This window comes from Chryseobacterium flavum (genome assembly GCF_003385595.1).
In the GTDB taxonomy this organism is placed as follows: domain Bacteria; phylum Bacteroidota; class Bacteroidia; order Flavobacteriales; family Weeksellaceae; genus Chryseobacterium; species Chryseobacterium flavum.
Map to the genome: position 1 here is coordinate 25,888 of NZ_QNUE01000001.1, position 17,181 is coordinate 43,068.

Consider the following 17,181-nt stretch of genomic DNA (forward strand, 5'->3'; position numbering starts at 1 on the left):
AATACAATAACCCTTGCAGACTGCAAGGGTTTATTGTATAGTAAATGATCTGATTCTGCTATTCCTGCATGATTTTATTCACCTCGTCAAATTCATGTTCTATTACCTCATCAGGCCGATAAGTCAGCAATGAAACAATGATATTCGTTAATAAGGAAAGAATGAACCCCGGAATCATTTCATACCAGTCTTTGAAAGGATGGTCAGTATATACCCATGCAAGTACTGTAATCCCTCCGATAAGCATTCCGGCAAAACCTCCCTGCCAGGTTGTTTTTTTCCATAAAAGGGAAAGAAGAATCAACGGTCCGAAAGCAGAACCAAAGCCGGCCCAGGCATTCCCAACAAGGTTAAGAATACTGTCCTTAGGATTTAATGATAAAAGAACTGCTATAACAGCTACCAATAAAACAGAAAGTCTGCTTGCTACCAACAATTGTTTTGAAGTAGCCTTCCTGTTAAGAAAAGCCTTATAAATATCTTCCGTTAATGAGCTGGAAGTTACCAGTAACTGCGAGGAAATGGTACTCATTACGGCCGCTAAAATCGCTGTAAGCAAAAATCCTGCAATAAAAGGATGAAAAAGGATTCGGGAGAAATAAATAAATATGGTCTCTGCTTCAGTTTTTGAACCATCAAACTTCATCATGGTTTCCAGATCAAATTTCTGAAGATAAGCAATTCCTACCAAACCTATCGCTAAAGCTCCTGCCACAGTAAAAATCATCCATGTAATTCCGATCCGTCTGGCCTTTATAAGATCTTTAGGTTTATCTATTGCCATAAAACGTACCAGGATGTGCGGTTGTCCGCAATATCCCAACCCCCATGCTAACAGGGAAACAATACTTACAGTAGTAGTTCCTCTGAATAGATCAAGGTATTTGGGATCTTTAGCTTCTATCAGCGTAAAGGTCTCCTGAAAGCTTCCTATTTGTGAAATTGCAACAATGGGTACAATCACCAGTGCCAGTACCATAATAGTCCCCTGTACAAAATCCGTAAGGCTAACCGCCAGAAAGCCGCCCAGAAATGTATACAATACCACAACCACACTGGTCAGCAGTAAACCCGCCGTATAATCCATCCCGAATGCTGATTCAAACAGTTTTCCTCCCGATACCATTCCGGCTGAAGTGTATAATGTAAAAAATACCAGAATAAAAATAGAGGATGTAATCTTCAGAAGATGGTTTTTATTTTTAAACCGGTTTTCAAAAAAGACAGGCAGTGTAATTGCATTTTGAGCCACTTCCGTGTATATCCTGAGTCTCGGGGCCACAATAATATAATTGAGATAGGCTCCTATTGTCAGGCCAATTGCGATCCAGGAGCTTGAAATTCCGGACAAATACATAGCCCCGGGAACTCCCATCAGCAGCCATCCGCTCATATCGGCCGCACCTGCAGACAAGGCTGTGACAGCTGCCCCCATTTTTCGGCCGCCTATTAAAAATTCTTCTGAATTACTGGTTGATTTTCTATAAGAATATATGCCTATACCGATCATTAACAAAAGATACAACCCCACAGAAATCGCTTCATATACTTGCATATCATTTTTTTTAAAAAGCCGAATATAACTATTTTCTAAAAAATATTGAGGTCATATATGCATGTTGATTTATTTTTTCTGAAAACAAAGGCTAATTTTTTCACATTTATTTATATTAATTCCAAATAAATCATTTTATTTACGCTTATAATCATAAATAATTAATACATTCGCTCTATAATTGAAACAAATGGGATTACTCCTTAAACCAATTGATATTGTAGATGACATTTCGCAGGAAGATTTCCGGGAAAAATATCTAAAGCCATGCAAGCCAGTGGTAATCAAAAATATGGCAAAAAAATGGCCTGCCTATCAGAAATGGACAATGGAGTACATGAAAGAAATAGTAGGTGATGTTACGGTTCCGTTGTATGACAGTTCAAAAGCTGATCCTGCAGCTCCCATTAATACCCCAACCACCCGAATGCCTTTTGGAGAGTATGTTGACCTGATCCAAAAAGAACCCACAGACCTGAGGATATTTTTCTTTGATCCCATTAAATTTGCGCCAAAGTTACTGGAAGACTATGTACCACCCAAAAATCTGATGGGAGGATTCTTAGACAAATATCCCAGTATGTTTTTCGGAGGAAAAGGATCTGTGACTTTTTTACATTATGATATTGATATGCCCCACATTTTCCATACCCACTTTAACGGGAGAAAGCATATCCTTCTTTTCGAGTATAAATGGAAGTCACGTCTCTATAAGCTACCATATGCCACGTATGCACTGGAAGATTATGATATTGAAAATCCTGATTTTAAAAAGTTTCCGGCTTTGGAAGGAATTGAAGGAATAGAGTGCTATCTTGAACATGGAGATACCTTGTTCATGCCTACGGGCTGGTGGCACTGGATGAAATACCTGGATGGCTCTTTTTCCATTTCATTACGCGCATGGGACAAAAGCTGGGCTGTAAAGGCTCATTCCCTGTGGAATCTAACTGTTCAGCGTAATTTTGATAACTTTATGAAATCCCGTTACAAGAAAAAATATATGGACTGGAAAGAAAGCAAAGCCATTAAAAAAGCGGATGCAGCTCTCAGAAGAGGACTTCCAAAATAAAAAAATGATTACAACAGATTGATTTCCTTTTCAATCTGTTTTTTTATCCTATGATAACAGAATATAATTTTAATCTTCTTCACATTCTCAATTAAAATTTTATTTAAATTGCAATTACAAACCATCCTTCCCGTATGTTTGAAAAACTAATTGATAGCTTTGAAAAACTCTGCCTTCAGATTATTATCGAAATTCTTCTGGTTCCGGTAACGATCTTCAGGCTGTTTCAGAAGCCCAGCCGCTGTTATGAGTTTTCGGTAGAAGAAATGGAAAAAGAAGAAACAGAGCGTTTCCGTGATTATCTTTCTCCTATCAAACTCTCGGTATACACCTCTGTCATCATCTCAGTCCTTTTAATGGATTACAGCGGTGAACAAAACTTTATTTCCAGGGTTAAAGGACTAAGTATGGTAGAAAAGGCTTTGTTTATATTCCTGTTCAATAATTTTACAGCAGTATTGTTCAGTGTGATCCTGCTATGGTATAAAAAAGAAAAGGTGAATACAATCACCTTCCGCACTTTACTGTTTTCCTTTATCTATATTCATGATGCCGTTTAATTTGAAATTAATAAATTCTTATGTGTAAATTGCAAATATAGTTATACAAACAAAGAATCAGACTGTAATTCCGGTTATAATTGTCGCTCCCGGATTTTTATATACAGATAGCCTTCAGATCAGGTTAATTTCTTAATATCAGTATTTTTTCCTCTATTGTCACGTATTGTTCACTAAGTCTGTCAGACAAAGCAGAAAACTGTATATCAAACTGGTACAGGATAAGGTATTTGGAGGAAAACCACACCTTTTTTTCATATAATTTTATCAGACTTTAACTAAATTTACCCATCAATTTACAAGATGCATATACCCGATATCAAATCCTTTCTCAACACTGAAGTTCAGCTGTTTCAGGAAGTAACATACCCGGCAAAAACAATTCTTCTTAATGAGGGACAGATTTCAGCTAAAATGTTTTTCGTGGAGAACGGAGCGCTCAGGGAATATTTTTATCAGGATGGACGTGAACTTACGCTGGAATTTGTAACGGAAAATCAGGCTGTAGCCTCTTTCGACAGTTTTCTGAATGCTTCTCCCAGTGAATTTCTGATAGAAACACTGGAACCTTCTACCGTTTATGAACTGACTGCTGATTCTTTCCGGAAGTTGTTGGAAAATCAGGAATTCCAGCAGGAATTTAACACTTTATTCTATAAGAGGTTCAGTGAGATCAGTAAAAGGCTGATGTCTTTTATTAAATATTCCCCGCAGGAACGGTATGAACAGCTTCTGAAAAACCGTCCGGAACTTCTTCTCCGCTTTCCCCAACACTATATTGCTAGCTATCTGGGAATTACCAGTGTTTCGCTGAGCAGGATCAGAAACCGGAAATAATATCCCCAAGCTTAATCATTTACATGGCCCTATCATTTCTTTACAATTGTTATCGTCCGGCCAGCAATACCTAATGTAATTTTGTTTCATATTAAAAAACTATGAAACAATTTATCCGGCAAGTCTTCACCGACATTTTAGAAAATCCTGTATTTGATCACAAGCTGATTGAACATTACTTTTCAAAAGACTATGTCCAGTCTGTAGATCGCACACAGTTAAATTACGAAGAGTTTATTCTTCATATTAAAAAACTGAAAGAAAAAGTGATTGTTCAGAAAATTGATATCATCAACTATGCTGAAAGAGAGAGCACTATTTTCACCAATCATATGGCCAGATCGGCCTTAAAAGATGGAAGTACTGTTGTTCATAAAGTAATGGCAGAGTTTACCATTCAGGAGAATAAGATTATAAAGTGTGATGAACTGACCTTATTGGTGGAAGGAAAGCCTGCCGAAAAAGATCTGGGATCTGAAATCTGAAATCATACTGCTAAAATATTATATTAACAAATCTTAAAACAACGTTAATTTTTATTTCAAACCTTTCCCCAAACAGACGTTTAATTTTGTTCATGATTTAAATCTACTTTAAAGTGAAAAAAATTTTTACATCTGTTTTGTTTTGTGCCGCTGTATTTTTTTATGCCCAGACAGGTTCTCTTTCAGGAAATATCAATGACAATTCAAAAATAGCTTTACCGGGAGCCAGAATATCCCTGATCCCGGGAAATATTTATACGACTTCGGATGAGCATGGAAATTTTGTATTCCTGAATGTTCCGCCGGGAAATTATACCATGAAAATTGAATACCTGGGATATGGAACCCATGAATACCAGGTAACGGTTGATCCTGAAAAAAATACCCGGCAAAATATTGTTTTTGATAAAAAAGAGACCTCTATTGCTGAAATTATAGTTTCCGGATCAACTCTGAAAAACCAGGCCAGAGCTTTAAATAAGCAGAAGAATAATGCAAATATTACCAATGTGATCTCGTCTGATCAGATCGGACGTTTCCCTGATGCCAATATCGGGGATGCTCTGAAACGGGTTCCCGGAATTACCATACAAAACGATCAGGGAGAGGCTAGAAACCTTATTATCAGAGGACTTGCCCCGAACCTGAATTCGGTAACACTGAATGGAGACCGGATTCCTTCTGCTGAAGGAGACAACCGGAATGTACAGATGGATCTCATTCCTTCTGATATGATCTCTACCATAGAGGTTAACAAAACACTAACTCCTGACATGGATGCAGATGCTATTGGTGGTTCTGTAAATCTTATTACCAGGGCCTCTCCCAACGGTCAAAGGATTTCAGCTACATTAGCCGGAGGATATAGCCCGATCCGCGAAAAAGGAAACTATACAGCAGGATTAGTCTATGGAAACCGGTTCCTGAATAAAAAACTCGGAGCTGTATTCAGTTTTTCCTATAACAACAATAATTTTGGTTCTGATAACATCGAACCGGTGTGGAGCCTTGCTGACGATATTGCCCAAACCGCATATATAAGTAAAATGGGAGTACGTTACTATAACGAGCACCGCATCAGGCATAGTTTTGATCTTAATATGGATTATGAATTCAATTCGCGGAATAAGATCTATGCTTCAGCCATGTATAATTTCAGAAACGATAAAGAAAACCGGTTTGCCCTGGGATATAAAATAAAACCGGTTTACAATGACGACGAAACAGAAATCACCGGATGGAAAGGAAGTATTACCAGACAAAATAAAGGTGGTGATGTTGCCAATGACAATACCAGACTGGAAAAGCAGAAAGTACAGAACTATGCTTTAAGAGGAGAACATCTGCTGGGATCAAAGGTTGATCTGGACTGGTCGATGAACTATGCCACTGCAAGTGAGGACAAACCCCACCAGCGTTATATTGAATTTGAAAACAGCAAGATGACCTTTTCCCAGAACCTTAATGATCCCCGAAAACCTATCATCACACCTCTTGCTGCTGATCATCTGGGAAGCTATACGCTAAGTGACCTTTCTGATGCCAATAGTTTTACACAGGAAAAGGAATTTGGAGCAAAAGTTAACATCCGATTCCCTTTTACTATTATTGATGGTCAGAAAGGAAGACTTCGTACCGGTTTACGAATGCGTTTAAAGGAAAAAGAAAGAAATAATGATTACTATGCTTTTGAGCCTCTTAGCAATATCGGAAGCCTTCTTTCTATTCCTACCATACACTTTGACGGGCATCATTTTCAACCGGGAAATTATGTTCCGGGAACGTTTGCTGATCCATCCTATCTTGGAGGACTGGATCTGTACAATTCCAGCCTTTTCAAAGGAGAGCTTAAACCGGAAGAATTTCTCTCCGCCAACTATATGGCAAAGGAGCAGATCTATGCAGGATACATCCGATGGGACCAGGATTTCAATGATAAACTGTCCATGATTGTAGGAGCCCGTATTGAAACTACAAAAATCGATTATACCGGAAATTATGTAATGGACGAAGAAGATCTGATAGGAAAGATCAACAATACCAATACGTATACGAATGTACTTCCCAATATTTCATTCAAATATGTACCCGTTCAGGACCTTGTGCTAAGAGCTGCCTTTACTACAGCACTAGCGCGTCCTAATTATTATTCATTGGTTCCTTATCTTAGTGTGATTTCGGGAGATGAAATTATTGCTGCAGGAAATCCCGGCCTGAAAGCAACCTATGCCTATAATTTCGACCTTATGGCCGAAAAGTATTTTAAATCTGTAGGAATCCTTTCAGGAGGTGTTTTTTATAAGAATCTCAATGACTTTATTTACACGTATTCACGCAGAAATTATATGGCAAATGACTTTGCTGCTGATTTTCCGGGACAGACCAATCCTGTTCCTGCCGGTGAAAGCAACTGGAATTTTACCCAGCAGCGTAATGGTGATAACGTAGATATTTACGGATTCGAGGTTGCCCTGCAGAGACAGCTTGATTTTATTCCGGGAGCATTCTGGAAGGGACTGGGAGTGTATGTTAATTATACTTATACCCACTCAAAAGCAAAAGGAATTACCAATGAAGATGGTATTGAAAGAACAGACGTAGGTCTTCCGGGAGCAGCACCTCATATGTTCAACGGGTCTCTTTCCTGGGAGAACAAGAGATTTTCAGCCAGAATATCTATGAATTATGCCTCTCATTATATTGATGAATTAGGAGGTAAAGCTTTTGAAGATCGTTATTATGACAAACAGATCTTCCTTGATGCCAACGCTTCCTATAAAATTACAAGCCAGCTGAGAATTTTTGCAGAAGCCAACAATCTGACCAATCAACCGTTACGATATTATCAGGGAATACAGAGCAGAACAGCACAGGCAGAGTATTACAGACCACGATTTACTTTAGGGGTAAAATTTGATTTCTAGATCATGAAAAAAATAAAATATTATATCATCGCACTTTCAGTTTTTCCTCTTGTGACGAACTGCACAGGACAAAAACATTTGGGAGAAAAGCTGAGACCAGCCGTTATAACAGAAACAGTAGCACATGATACGGATGATCCCGCAATATGGATTAACCCGGACAATCCGGCTCAAAGCATTATTATCGGAACGGATAAAGATTCTGACGGTGGTTTGTATGCCTTTAATCTGAGCGGCAAGATCCTTCATAAAGTTACAGGGCTTAAACGTCCTAATAATGTAGATATTGAATATGGATTTATTTTAAACGGGAAAAAAACAGATATCGCAGCAGTTACGGAAAGAGAAACCAATAAAGTAAAGCTATATGCACTTCCGGAATTGAAAGAAATTGGCGAATTCTCTGTATTTGATGGAGAAACTGAACGTGGACCAATGGGAATATCCATGTATAAGAATCCGGAGACCGGTGATATTTTCGTGATTACCGGAAGAAAATCCGGCCCTCAGGACGGCTATTTATGGCAGTACAGATTATCCGAAAAAAATGGTTTCATCACCGGAGAAGCAGTCCGTAAGTTTGGAAAATACAGTGGACTGAAAGAAATTGAAAGTATTGCGGTGGATGATGAAAAAGGCTATATCTATTACTCTGATGAACAATTTGGAGTTCATCAATATTATGCTGATCCTGGAAAGGGAAATGAAGAGCTGTTGGTTTTCGGAAAGGGAGACTTTAAATCAGATATAGAAGGAATATCAATATACCCTACTTCCAGGGACAAAGGATACATTCTGGTTTCCAACCAGCAGAATGATACGTTTAATGTATATCTGCGGGAAAATCCGGCACAAGGAAGAATTGCGGAGATTCCTGTTTCAACCAATGAGAGTGACGGCTCTGAAGTAACCAATGTTAATTTAGGACCTCAGTTTCCCAAGGGGGTATTTGTAGCTATGAGCAATGGAAAAGTTTTTCACCTGTATGACTGGCGGCTTATTGAAGAAAGAATCGAAAAGGCTTTAATGGCTTCTGAACATGCAAAATAAATATCAGTTTTTAGACCATTAAGATCCGGCTAATTGTAAGAATAGTAAACAGGGTTCAAATAAAAAGATTTTTCATACCGGTTTGCAATAACACTCTGAACCTGCCTGTTTTTTGAAATTATCCTTTACCTTAATGGTCTTTGTATTTATATTGAAGGTGCTTTCTCAGAAATTCAGCAGTGAATGATTTTTTATCTTTCAGGAGTTCTTCAGGGGTTCCCTCAAACATAATCTCCCCTCCGTATTTCCCTGCTCCCGGACCAATATCAATGATTCGGTCAGCATGTGCAATAATGTCCAGATTATGTTCTATAACGATCAAAGTATGACGCTGATCTGCAAGATGATCAAGAAAAGCCAACAGCTTTTGGGTATCACTGGGATGAAGTCCGGTGCTTGGTTCATCCAGAACAATAACCTGTTGACCGGGTTTCAGCTCTTTGGTCAGTTTCAGCCTTTGCCGCTCTCCACCAGAAAAGCTGTCAAGCCGTTGTCCTAAGGTGAGATAATCCAGTCCCAGTTTTGTCAGCATCTCAAAGTGTTTAAGAACAGCCTCTTCGGTAAAAAAAAGTAAAGCTTCCGAAACCGTCATATTCATTATATCTGCAATTGTTTTGTCATGATACCTGTATTGTAAGACCCGGGGATCGAACCCGGTTCCTCCACATTCCTCACAGGGCTGTTCAATATCATCCATAAAAGCAAGGTCTATCTTTTCAACACCTAATCCTCTGCAGTTCTTACAGGCTCCCTCACTATTTCTGCTGAACAGCTTTTCTGAGACATGATTCGACCTGGCAAAGAGCCTGCGTACAACATCTGAAATATTTAAGTAAGTAAGCAGACTGGAGCGGGCACTGGCTGCAGATAAGGACTGATCAATTACCGTTATATCCGGATAAAACACAGGAAGTACCTTATTAATCAGGGTACTTTTCCCGGAACCTGCCACTCCGGTAACTACTGTCAGCACTCCTTTCGGAATATCTACATTCAGATTCTTAAGATTGTACAGATTAGCGTTTCTTATTTTCAGATATCCTTCCGGTGTGCGGGACTTTTTTTTGAGTACGGGAGATCCTGCAAAATACAACCCGGTTTTGCCTTTTGATTTTTTTAATTTACTGAAAGGGCCCTGGTAAACAATTTCTCCCCCGTTTTTCCCTGAGCCTGGTCCCATATCCACTATCCAATCTGCCATTTTAATAAGATCAGGGTCATGTTCCACAATTAAAACAGAATTTCCTTTATCTCTGATTTGCTTGATAATCGTGGTAATATTTTGTAAATCTTTCGGATGAAGGCCAATACTTGGCTCATCAAAAATATACAATAGGTCAACCAGACTGTTTCCCAAATTACGAACCATCTTAATCCGCTGGGATTCTCCTCCCGAAAGTGTATCTGTATTCCGGTCCAAGGTCAGATACTGAAGTCCGATAGTAACAATATTTTCAAGTTTTGCGGAAAGTTCTTTCAGAATGACTTCATATGTTTTGGAGGTAAGGGAGTTCACAAATTTCAGTAAGTCATCAACAGAAAGTGCAGCACAATCGGCAATATTCCTGCCTTCAATCCTACACGACAGTATTTTCTCATTAAGACGCTGTCCCTGACAGGCCGGACAGTTTTTTTTTATGATCACATTCGTAAGAGCCTCTTTCCTGCTTACATTTTCTTTTGAGTCTTTTTTAAGGAACGCCTTTTCAATTCTTGGAATAATCCCTTCATACTTTACTGTTTTTCCCCAATCCTTATCCGGCTTTTTGGGTTTATGCTCGGCTGCGTACATTAGTTTTTCCCACTCTTCCGGAGAAAAATCTTTCAGCTTTCTATCATTGTCAAAATAGCCCGAGAGAGTATATCTGGTTAAACGCCATCCTCCCGGCTGGAAAGTCGGAAAACGGACAGCTCCCTCGTTTAAAGACAAATCTCTGTCAATCAGAGCATCAATATTGACCGTTTGAACCCAGCCCAGCCCTTCACATACCGGACACATTCCCTGAGGGTTGTTAAATGAAAAAACATTGGAATATCCCACAAACGGCTTTCCCATTCTTGAAAACAAGAGTCTTAACGTAGCATAGATATCGGTAGCTGTTCCAACTGTTGACCGGGCATTTCCTCCCAGTCTTTTCTGATTAATGATAATGGGTACATTAAGATTTTCAATTTTATCTACGTCAGGTATTCCGTAATGCTGTAAGCGATTCCTGATAAAACTGTTCTGTGTTTCATTAATCTGCCGCTGAGCTTCCCCTCCTATAGTTTCAAATACAAGGGAAGACTTTCCTGAACCAGAAACTCCCGTAAAAACCACAATCTTATTTTTAGGAATTTTTATAGAAATATTTTTGAGATTATTTTGTCTGGCATTTGTAATTTCTATATTTTCCATATTATAATACTTACCTTTGTCAATAATTAACTAAGTTAAGCATTTATCTTATGAAACCCATTGAAAAACAATTTTTTAACACTTTCACTGATTTTCAATGCCTTATTCTTGCCCATATGAACAGAGGTGATATTAACGGTGTAACAGCTGCCCATTATAATATTATTGAATTTATTCTGCGCAAAAAAATGACCACCGGAAGAGAGATATCAATAGCTTTTAACGTAAGTCAGGCCGCCATTTCCAAGCAGCTTAAATTTTTAATCAATCATGACCTGGTCATCCAGAAACAGGATAAAGCAGACCGCAGGAAGTTTAATCTTTCTGCTACAGAAAAAGGAAAGTTTATTGTAGAAAATTCTGAGACATTCCGGAAAAATATGACCCGCCAGGTGTCTTCAATATTATCCCGTAATGAGCTTGAGCAACTTAATGTTCTTCTTGATAAAATTCTGAACAGCCTAAATTTTAAACCGGAATAAAATGGCTTAACCTGGCAGGCAGATAAGTAACGGTGTTACATCATCAGATTTAATCTTCTTATTTCTATTTATAAGTTCCAAACAACCTGTCCCAGATTGAAGTATAGAATCCGAAATTTTTATGCTCATCCAAATGATGCTGATTATGAAACCGGGTTGTACCAATAAAGTATCTGTCAAACTGAGCCGGAAAAAACTCCCTGTTCAAGTGTCCTATTGTACCCCAGATGAGATTAATCAGCAAATAGATTGAAATGGAAACCACAGAAAAATCATATAGCGTCATTACAGCCAGCATCATCAGTCCGAATCCAATGGTTTCAAAAGGATGCAGAACGAAAAGACTCAGGAAATTGGTGCTTACATGCTCATGATGCTTAGCGTGCAGAATATTATACACAAACGGTAAATGGGCGGCATAATGGAAGAAATACATCAGCAGATCCATTAAAAGCAGTAAGGCAATCACCTCTAAAAAAATCAACCCTCCTGGCTCTCCGGCTCTTACTTCTATCCAGCCGTTTTTCCATAATACGACCCCAAAAAGCAAAACCAGGCAATTGCAGATCACAGTAATAAGACTGAGACAGAAATCAGAAAAAGTAACCGGATGATCCTTTTGCTGTAACAGGCTTTTACGACATGTTTTATCTATAAAAAGATATAGGCCAATGGAAAACAGGTATAAAAAAATATTAATTACAACACTGAATACAGTCCATTGGAACCATGAAAACTGCCGGAACAGATACAGGCAGCAGGAAAGTTCAGTTTCATTAAAGTTCATAATTCTTCATCAGCCAACTTGATGATATAAATGTATGAAATTTACTGAAAACAAAAGGCAATTTACCTCTGTTTCGCTTTTCTTTTGAGTTCCCGGAGCCTGACCGTTAACCTTTTCCTAAGATGATCATGATACTCTCTGTAATTTTTAATACTTTTTTCCAGGTTCTTTTTATTGAATAAATAGTCATCATACAGATTACCAAGTTCTGAAATCTGCAAAAAAAGATCAGAAGACTGAGATTCTGCGTCATCTACAGCTTCTATTAACAGGCGATAATATTCAATACGGCTGGTCAGGCTCGTGTGAAGTTTTGGCTCTATTCCCTGCATAATCTAAATTTTATCTAATTATTATCCTTGAAAGCTAAAAACGAAACAGATCGTTTTGTTTTGCTGTTTTGTAATTATCATTTATTGCTGCCGTCCTGCTGGTGTCCTTAATCTATTTCCTGCTTCTGCAAAAGGAACATCGCTTTGGAATAAATTTTTAATTTTTTCATACTCCGTTTTATGAACGGCTCCTTTTGAATAAACATGACTTAAAGCTGATGAAATAAGGGTTTCTTCGGAATCCCCCAGTGGCAGCAATGGCAGTACCTCATATTCATTAACTGTAATTTGTGGCTGGATCCCATTACTGTAGCCTCCCTCCCCACTGGCATTGAATACTTTATAGATTACAGGATGGATCTGCCATGAGATCTTTCTGGGTTTACGTTTATCTTCTACTGTAAATCCGGCCATATCCTTTCCTAAAGTAGTATCGCCGGCCTGGATAACCTGTACATAAGGTTTCAGATTATTAATTACTATTTCCGCTGCAGAGGCTGTACTGTTTGAAGTAAGAATATAAACTTTTCCTAATCCCAGTGCGTTAATTCTTAATGTATTAAAATCAATTGCCTTCGGATCATAAGCGATCTGCTGTGCAAACGTCCTTTTCACTTCACCTCCGTTTTTATTACCTTTAAAAAGAATAAATGGTGAACTTCCGGACAACCCTGCAGGAATAAGAGAACAAAGGGCTGCTGCAGATGAAACAGAACCTCCGTAGTTGTACCTTAAATCCAGGATCAGATCCTGTATCCCGGCCGCTTTAAAATCAGCAAACTTCTGGTAAAGTGCTGCTGTCATACCATCCGGAAAATCATATATGTATAAATATCCGGTTTTTTTACCATTTTTTTGAAAGACCTTTGCTAAAAGAGGTTGTTCAAAAGAATACCCGTAATATACTGTAAGATACTTTTCATCGGCAACGGTTCCGTCTTCCCACCTTCCTACAGTCAGTCCGATTACGTTCTGATCTTTCATGGATGAGGTTATTTCTTCAGCATTGGCGGCTGTAATTTCTTTCCCGTTAACTTTGGTAATAATCATCCCCCTTTCCAGTCCCGCATTGAATGCCGGAGAGTTTTTAAGAACCAGTTTCACAACAGTGACTACTTTACCGCTTGTCAGCTGAAGAACCGTATAGTCAAAACCGTACATATTGCGTATGGATCGTGGATAACTGGCCGGGTCTTCCGTATTGACGATGAAAGAAAACCGGTCCTGGGATGATAAAAGACTTTTAAAAAAATCTTTTGTTGGAAGACGGTAATCCGGTTTTGCAGGCATCTGATCTGCCCAGTAATAATACCTTTTCATACTGTCCTGCACCCAAAGGTTCACAGACTCTGTACTTCCTTCAGGAAACACAGGAGGAGCCTCATCATTATTCGTACACGAAATAATCAAGGTAAGTATAACAATAAACTGAAGCTTGAAAAAATTATTCATCATATTAAAGATATTCTGAAACATCTATATCTCCCCTTACCACCCATGTTCCGTTTTCAGGCTTTTCCTGAAGTACAATAAGATTGGCACCTGTATGCTGCTTTAGTTTCACCTGAATCAATCCGGTTCCGGCATAGGGTTCCGTAGTTCCGGGTTTATACAGTTCCAGAAAGACCGGGGCAGACGCACTGAAAGAATTATAGATTTTGACTTCTGTAAAACGATCTTTTCCAATGCTTTCAAATTCGGCGAGCACCGTTCCGTTTTCCCTTTTTAAAATGCCTTTTACTTCCTTAAGAGATGTTCCTGAATATTCTCCAAGGTTTGGAAAAATAAATTCAAATCCTACTTTTCCAAAATTGACCTGAGGTTTTTCTACATATGTTTGAAGAAAAATTCCCGGAAGATTAAAGAAGTACAGAGTTTTATAATCATCAATATTATCATAGGTAATATTGTATTTTGCAATTTCAGATCCTGTTTCATGATTATAGATAGCCAGTTTATTAGCCTCTCCTTTATCAAGGACAAAGTCAAGTTCAGTTTCTATCTGGTTGGTATAGGATGTATTTCCATTAATTGATACCGGAACACCGTTAAACCTAAGCTGAAGCACATCAGGCTTTGAGAATCCTTTAATGGTCACTTCTCCTGGTTTTTGTATTTTATCGTAAGCCTCCATTACCGTATTGTCTGTACACGAAAACAGTAATGTAAATAGTAACAATGCAAAGATTTTATTCATCTTTCTTAATTATATCATTTGAATTAAAAATATTGCCCCGCCCTCATGTGCAGGGCAATAAACAATTATAAAAAAATGGTTGGATATGCTCTGGATAATCCCTTTCCTGATCATCCATACTTGTATATTTAAATTTTCATGGTTTCTTCGGAATCAGTTTTGACGATCGGTTATTTTTTTATAAACTTCAATCGTTCTGTAGTCTTTCCGTCAGTCACTTCTATCAGATAAGCACCTTTGGATAGGACTGATACATTAACAGACCGGGAGTACGGAGCAGAAAGTACTTTCTGACCTGCTGCATTATAAATGGTAATAACGGTTATATTTTCTTTCAAGACCGGATTAAGCTGTAGTTGTAAATATTCTCTTACCGGGTTTTCTGCTATTCTTGTTATATTTTTATTTCCTTTCACATCTTTGGTTCCTAAAAATGAGGAAGCATAGATTGAAATTTCATCTATATTGATATTCTGGATGTTATTTCCGTTAGGCTTTCTGTTAGACCACAGTCCAATATAAATTTTCTTCCCTGCAAATGCGGAAATATCTACAAGATCTTCTACAAACTGGGTAAGGTCAGACGGAAATGGATTATCTGAACTTCCTACCTGTATTTTATATGGGCTTGGAAGATCATTCCCGTTTGCATCTACGGTCATTGCCTGAAAATCCGCTAAATCCGGAACTTGTTTTTGAGGAGTACTCACATAGATATAAAGATCCCTTCCAACAATAGTATGACTTGTTCTCTGCCTTCCCACATAAGCTGCCAGAGTAATTGTCCCTGTAGCAGATGTCAAATCAATTTCCGGGGATATGATCCAGTCATTTTCTGTCCCAAAACCTGCAACACTACCGGTAGGAACCAAACTTATAGAATGACGAAGCACGCCTGCTGTACCGTATGTCAGAGAAGTTCCGTCATGATAGATATTCTGTCCCTGTATCCATCCGTTACTATTGCTATTAAGATCATGGAATGTCCATCCCTGAAGATCTGCAGCAGTATCAAATGAATTACTCCATACCAGCGATTGTGCTGTAAACATCTGGGATAATACCAGAACAGATGATAAAATTATTTTTTTCATAATACATTATTAAGTTTTTTTAGAAATAAAAAGCAAGGAATCGGCATATGCCATTCCCTGCTCTTCAAAGTTTTATTCTACAATTGCAAAATTGTATTTTGTCCAAAGTCCCTGGAAGTTTCCACAGTTTCTCGGAGATACATTCCAGCTTCCTTCATTAAAGAATGGCTGGCTCATTCCCCATGCTGAAGCCGTAGCTCCTGTAAGAAGGTTTGCTGCAGGTATTCCTGCTGTACCTGCTCCTGTAACAGAAGTTGTAAAGCCATGAACTTTAATAGTGCTGTATGTAGAAGCAGAAGAAAGCTCAGAACCTGTTCCTTCTACTTTGATTCCTACAGGATACCCTGTAATTACAGCATCATTTAATGTTAATCTTCCATGTCTTCTGATATGGATTCCGTTTTCGTATAAAGCACCTTTACTGGAGTTCTTCGGACCTACGATTGTTAAGTTTTTAATCACTGGATGCGTTAAAAGTGTAGTAGAAGAACCATCAGCATTATTATCAAGCTCGATACCGTTAGAATCCGGACTTGTTCCGCTAAGACTGTGCGTAGAATTATAATCTGCCAAAGCAAGTGCACAGGTAATTGTTCCTGTATATCCGTTATCAAAATCAAAATTGTCGTCATCTGCTGCAAAAGATACAAGGTTTGATGCATTTACTGTTCCTCCGAAGAACTCAAAAGAATCATCTTTACCGTAAGATACCTGGATATGGTCTAATATAGTTCCGTTTCCAACTCCTCCTAAAGTAAGTCCATTGATCTCATTTCCTGAGTTTGGAGCTAAAAGGTCATACCCTGCGAATTCAATACGAACATATTTCAATGTTCCTCCATTATGTGCTGAATTTGTTCCTCCGTAATAGTAATCAGAACCACTTAATCCTTCAATGGTTTTGGTAGACGGAGTATTGGTAGGAGCATCTCCTAAGATAATAACACCTCCGAAATCACCAGGGGCTGCAGTGGTATCTTCATTCCCGTCCAATAATTTATAACTTGTGAAAATGATTGGCTGTGCTTCAGTTCCTGTAGCATTGATTTTACCTGTTTTAGCAATTACCAGAACTCCTGTAGCAGTATTGGTTGTGTTTGGTTTTGCTTTAATGAAAGTTCCCGGCTGAATAGTCAATGTAGCACCATCTTTTACGGTTACAATACCATTGATCTCAACCACTCCACTCCATGTAGTATTTGTAGTGATATTACCGCTTACACTTGTTACAGGAAGTGAAGAAGCTGTAAGGTATTCAGCAGAAGTCGGCTGCATTTCAAACGGAGATGAAGAATCTGACAGTTGATCGTGTTGACAAGCTGTAAGTGATAATGCTGCAACTGCAATTAGAGTTAGTTTTTTCATTGTTATAATTTTTAATAAATCCGGTCGTGTCATTTTTTTATAC

At 38.3% G+C, this 17,181-nt stretch carries 15 protein-coding genes; 7 read left to right on the forward strand and 8 right to left on the reverse strand.

Translation table 11 applies throughout. The annotated features are described in order from the left end of the window. Window positions 1-58 precede the first annotated feature (58 nt). Window positions 59-1,555 carry a sodium/proline symporter PutP gene (putP, locus tag DRF59_RS00140; RefSeq protein ID WP_115956280.1) on the reverse strand — a complete coding sequence of 499 codons (1,497 nt, stop codon included), beginning with the start codon at window positions 1,553-1,555 and terminating at the stop codon, window positions 59-61. A 190-nt stretch (window positions 1,556-1,745) separates the two neighbouring features. Between putP and DRF59_RS00145 the strand changes: the two genes are divergently transcribed. The 6 genes from DRF59_RS00145 to DRF59_RS00170 all read left to right on the forward strand — a co-directional run bounded on the left by DRF59_RS00145 (window position 1,746) and on the right by DRF59_RS00170 (window position 8,483). Beyond that, the gene (locus DRF59_RS00145; protein ID WP_115956281.1) at window positions 1,746-2,627 is read left to right on the forward strand and encodes a cupin-like domain-containing protein; all 882 of its coding nucleotides are present in this window, start codon (window positions 1,746-1,748) and stop codon (window positions 2,625-2,627) included. Window positions 2,628-2,761: 134 nt separating this feature from the next. Next, entirely contained in the window at window positions 2,762-3,187 is a 426-nt protein-coding gene (locus DRF59_RS00150; RefSeq protein ID WP_241505445.1) for a hypothetical protein, read from the forward strand. A 303-nt stretch (window positions 3,188-3,490) separates the two neighbouring features. Then, complete coding sequence (locus DRF59_RS00155; protein WP_115956282.1) at window positions 3,491-4,024, forward strand: Crp/Fnr family transcriptional regulator; 534 nt, start codon at window positions 3,491-3,493, stop codon at window positions 4,022-4,024. A gap of 101 nt (window positions 4,025-4,125) precedes the next feature. Continuing rightward, entirely contained in the window at window positions 4,126-4,509 is a 384-nt protein-coding gene (locus tag DRF59_RS00160; RefSeq protein WP_115956283.1) for a hypothetical protein, read from the forward strand. A gap of 113 nt (window positions 4,510-4,622) precedes the next feature. Then, the gene (locus DRF59_RS00165) at window positions 4,623-7,433 is read left to right on the forward strand and encodes a TonB-dependent receptor (RefSeq protein ID WP_115956284.1); all 2,811 of its coding nucleotides are present in this window, start codon (window positions 4,623-4,625) and stop codon (window positions 7,431-7,433) included. A gap of 3 nt (window positions 7,434-7,436) precedes the next feature. Further along, window positions 7,437-8,483 (forward strand): phytase, encoded by a 1,047-nt coding sequence (locus DRF59_RS00170; protein ID WP_115956285.1) that lies wholly within the window; start codon window positions 7,437-7,439, stop codon window positions 8,481-8,483. 130 nt (window positions 8,484-8,613) lie between these two features. On the opposite strand, the gene DRF59_RS00175 is transcribed toward DRF59_RS00170, so the two are convergent. Continuing rightward, window positions 8,614-10,881 (reverse strand): ATP-binding cassette domain-containing protein, encoded by a 2,268-nt coding sequence (locus tag DRF59_RS00175; RefSeq protein ID WP_115956286.1) that lies wholly within the window; start codon window positions 10,879-10,881, stop codon window positions 8,614-8,616. Between the two features lie 50 nt (window positions 10,882-10,931). On the opposite strand from DRF59_RS00175, the gene DRF59_RS00180 reads away from it, so the two are divergent. Beyond that, window positions 10,932-11,363: a MarR family winged helix-turn-helix transcriptional regulator gene (locus DRF59_RS00180; RefSeq protein ID WP_115956287.1), complete on the forward strand. Its 432-nt coding sequence runs from the start codon at window positions 10,932-10,934 to the stop codon at window positions 11,361-11,363. A gap of 64 nt (window positions 11,364-11,427) precedes the next feature. On the opposite strand, the gene DRF59_RS00185 is transcribed toward DRF59_RS00180, so the two are convergent. From DRF59_RS00185 to DRF59_RS00210, 6 genes are all read right to left on the reverse strand, one after another. Then, complete coding sequence (locus tag DRF59_RS00185; RefSeq protein WP_115956288.1) at window positions 11,428-12,150, reverse strand: sterol desaturase family protein; 723 nt, start codon at window positions 12,148-12,150, stop codon at window positions 11,428-11,430. Window positions 12,151-12,212: 62 nt separating this feature from the next. Further along, window positions 12,213-12,482, reverse strand: a complete 270-nt coding sequence (locus tag DRF59_RS00190; RefSeq protein ID WP_115956289.1) for a hypothetical protein — start codon at window positions 12,480-12,482, stop codon at window positions 12,213-12,215. 81 nt (window positions 12,483-12,563) lie between these two features. Further along, a complete protein-coding gene (locus DRF59_RS00195) occupies window positions 12,564-13,937 on the reverse strand; it encodes a S41 family peptidase (RefSeq protein WP_241505446.1) in 1,374 nt (457 codons plus the stop codon). Window position 13,938: 1 nt separating this feature from the next. Further along, the gene (locus DRF59_RS00200) at window positions 13,939-14,679 is read right to left on the reverse strand and encodes a hypothetical protein (protein WP_241505447.1); all 741 of its coding nucleotides are present in this window, start codon (window positions 14,677-14,679) and stop codon (window positions 13,939-13,941) included. A gap of 170 nt (window positions 14,680-14,849) precedes the next feature. Then, window positions 14,850-15,773, reverse strand: a complete 924-nt coding sequence (locus DRF59_RS00205; protein ID WP_115956291.1) for a T9SS-dependent choice-of-anchor J family protein — start codon at window positions 15,771-15,773, stop codon at window positions 14,850-14,852. A gap of 72 nt (window positions 15,774-15,845) precedes the next feature. Further along, window positions 15,846-17,138: a hypothetical protein gene (locus DRF59_RS00210; protein ID WP_115956634.1), complete on the reverse strand. Its 1,293-nt coding sequence runs from the start codon at window positions 17,136-17,138 to the stop codon at window positions 15,846-15,848. Between the last annotated feature and the right edge of the window lie 43 nt (window positions 17,139-17,181).

Bases quoted from the DNA above. Each gene is read 5' to 3' on its own strand.
- DRF59_RS00175 (WP_115956286.1), bottom strand. From the start codon at position 10,881: ATGGAAAATATAGAAATTACAAATGCCAGACAAAATAATCTCAAAAAT.
- DRF59_RS00150 (WP_241505445.1), top strand. From the start codon at position 2,762: ATGTTTGAAAAACTAATTGATAGCTTTGAAAAACTCTGCCTTCAGATT.
- DRF59_RS00190 (WP_115956289.1), bottom strand. From the start codon at position 12,482: ATGCAGGGAATAGAGCCAAAACTTCACACGAGCCTGACCAGCCGTATT.
- DRF59_RS00195 (WP_241505446.1), bottom strand. From the start codon at position 13,937: ATGATGAATAATTTTTTCAAGCTTCAGTTTATTGTTATACTTACCTTG.
- DRF59_RS00205 (WP_115956291.1), bottom strand. From the start codon at position 15,773: ATGAAAAAAATAATTTTATCATCTGTTCTGGTATTATCCCAGATGTTT.
- DRF59_RS00180 (WP_115956287.1), top strand. From the start codon at position 10,932: ATGAAACCCATTGAAAAACAATTTTTTAACACTTTCACTGATTTTCAA.
- DRF59_RS00160 (WP_115956283.1), top strand. From the start codon at position 4,126: ATGAAACAATTTATCCGGCAAGTCTTCACCGACATTTTAGAAAATCCT.
- DRF59_RS00200 (WP_241505447.1), bottom strand. From the start codon at position 14,679: ATGAATAAAATCTTTGCATTGTTACTATTTACATTACTGTTTTCGTGT.
- DRF59_RS00185 (WP_115956288.1), bottom strand. From the start codon at position 12,150: ATGAACTTTAATGAAACTGAACTTTCCTGCTGCCTGTATCTGTTCCGG.
- DRF59_RS00155 (WP_115956282.1), top strand. From the start codon at position 3,491: ATGCATATACCCGATATCAAATCCTTTCTCAACACTGAAGTTCAGCTG.
- DRF59_RS00170 (WP_115956285.1), top strand. From the start codon at position 7,437: ATGAAAAAAATAAAATATTATATCATCGCACTTTCAGTTTTTCCTCTT.
- putP (WP_115956280.1), bottom strand. From the start codon at position 1,555: ATGCAAGTATATGAAGCGATTTCTGTGGGGTTGTATCTTTTGTTAATG.
- DRF59_RS00145 (WP_115956281.1), top strand. From the start codon at position 1,746: ATGGGATTACTCCTTAAACCAATTGATATTGTAGATGACATTTCGCAG.
- DRF59_RS00210 (WP_115956634.1), bottom strand. From the start codon at position 17,138: ATGAAAAAACTAACTCTAATTGCAGTTGCAGCATTATCACTTACAGCT.